The sequence below is a fragment of the Okeania sp. genome, assembly GCF_983059655.1.
In genome coordinates this window covers 1-2,477 of record NZ_CEZPJD010001003.1, presented here as the reverse complement: position 1 = coordinate 2,477, position 2,477 = coordinate 1, and the positions used below count along the sequence as shown (strand labels likewise).

1 protein-coding gene and 1 pseudogene are annotated in these 2,477 nt (G+C 35.8%); both read left to right on the top strand.

Annotated features, from left to right (window positions below):
• The first annotated feature begins 586 nt into the window (after positions 1–586).
• Entirely contained in the window at positions 587–1,339 is a 753-nt protein-coding gene (locus AC3DU7_RS31115; RefSeq protein ID WP_488043100.1) for a glycosyltransferase family 2 protein, read from the top strand.
• 496 nt (positions 1,340–1,835) lie between these two features.
• Positions 1,836–2,477, top strand: a pseudogene (locus AC3DU7_RS31110) (glycosyltransferase family 2 protein); the annotation flags it as partial.

The following is a 2,477-nucleotide window of genomic DNA, read 5'->3' as shown; positions in this document are numbered from 1 at the left end:
GGGAGTAGGGAATAGGGAGTAGGGGAGTAGGGGAGTAGGGGAGTAGGGGAGTAGGAGAGTAGGGGAGTGGGGTCAATTTATTGTTACGCTAAGAATAATTGTATCCTTTGAAATTTCGTACATCTTGCTAGGATTAGTTAACCAAAAATATCGGGTTGTAAATATTCTCGCTACGACAATGAATTAGCCCTGTTCTCCCAGGAGGGGAATGTGGGGAGTAGGGGGAAATAATTGATTATTTTTACGGGATAATTGATTTTATTTTTGGGCGTTGCTGATTCTGGGTATGATTTGATAATTTTATATTTTGGATTTTGTATTTTGGATGGTTTGAACTACTTGTTAATATTAACTGTTCCCTGTTCCCTGTTCCCTGTTCCCTATAAACCTACTTTCATACCTTAATTCAGCAATGCCGATTTTTGATTATCACCAGATGTCTATTGGGTATAAAGTTCCATTTTTTAATTAAAAGGAAGTAAGGAAGAAGGGAAAAGAAAAAATATTGTATTCTCTGAATTTTCAGCTTTTGATATTTCCTAACTTTTGCTTCGATATTTAACGATTTCAAAAAAAATTAAAACAAATGCTTTTAGAAAAAATATTCGTAATTATTCCTGTTTTGAATGAAGAATCTACCATTACAAATGTGATTAAATCATTACAATTTTACGGACTAAAAAATATCATGGTAGTTGATAATGGTAGCACCGATAAAAGTATAGAAAAAGCGACAAAAGCAGGGGCAACAGTTATTAAAGAACCCATCTCAGGTTATGGTAGAGCTTGTTGGCGTGGTATCGAAAATGCACCTGTAGAATGTGATTGGATTTTATTTTGTGATGGAGACGGTAGTGATGATTTAAAACAACTACCAAAATTTTTAGAAGCTACTAATAAATACGATTTAATACTAGGCGATCGCCGTGCGACAAAAGCAGGTAGGTCTGCTATGACTCCCGTACAAAATTTTGGTAATAAATTAGCTACTTTTTTAATTGGTTTAGGGTGGGGATATTGGTATCAAGATTTAGGACCGTTGCGTTTAATTCGGAAGTCTAGTTTAGAGAGAATTAGAATGCAAGACCGAGGTTTTGGTTGGACGGTAGAAATGCAAGCTAGAGCTGTAGAATGCGATTTAAAAATAACTGAAATTCCTGTTGGTTATCGTCGTCGTCAGGGTGGACGTTCAAAAATATCAGGTACTATAAAAGGTAGCTTTCAGGCTGGAACAATTATTCTGACAACTCTTGGTAAACTGTATTTAAAATTCCTGTGGAAAAATATAGAATTGCACAATAATACTAATAAATTCTTGAGCAGGGGAGTGGGGGAGTGAGGGAGTAGGGGAGTAGGGTAGTAGGGTAGTAGGGGAGTAGGGGAGTGAGGGAGCGGGGGAGAAATAAAACAGTAGAAAAAAGTTGAAATTTTGCCCTAGATTCTACATCTTCCTATCTCCCTATATTTAAGTACATAATTCCTATATTTAAGTACATAAATAGATATCTCCAATAATCAAAAATACAATCAATTATTGCAACTAGATAAATCAATTATTTGCCATATCTAATCGACCAAGAGAAAGTAAAATTCAGTATTTTATCAAGATAATATGGGTCGCGCAACCCCGCCTTTTAAGGCGAAATATTTTTGGAGAGTTGCTCAAAATTCCCTACTTCCCCTCCTGGGAGGGGTTAGGGGTGGGGTTAACTTCTGTACGTCGCCAATCCGACGGCTCCCCTATCTGACTTCTGACTTCGTTAATGCCTCATGCTTTCCTAGGTCATGCTGCGCAAACAGCAGTAGGTGCTGATAACTGATAACTAATAACTGAAATGAATCTATTTTGTGTAAGTTTCACTAGGAAAAATCTGCCTTTATTACTAAGTTCATTTTTGATATTAGTAGGTACAATTTTCATAGTTCCCTACGGTAGTTTTCAGGAAACTGGTATTGTTATAAAATTTTGGATAGGTATCAGTATAATTAGTTTAGGTTTTATAATTTCTTGGGCAATAACATCAATTAATTTGGCTTGGTTTTGGAGTATAACTATTCTGGCTAGACTAATATTAATTCCCATGGAGCCGGGGGATGATATTTGGCGTTATTTGTGGGAAGGTTACATTCAAAATTTAGGTTTTAGTCCTTATGATTTAGCACCAAATGCTTTAGAATTAATTCCCTATAGAACAGAGTGGTGGTCATTAATGAATCATCCTGATACTTCTGCTATTTACCCTCCTTTGATTCAATTAGGGTTTCGATTTTTAGCACTAATTAGCCCCTCAGTATTTGTCTTTAAGTTTGCTTTTATCTTGGCAGATTTAGGTATTTGTTGGCTATTAAGTAGAAAATTTAGCTTGCAAAAAACTTTGATTTATGCTTGGAATCCTTCAATTCTTTACTCCTTTGCTGGGGGTGGTCATTATGATAGTTGGTTTATCTTACCATTAGTGGGAGCATGGTTAGTTTTT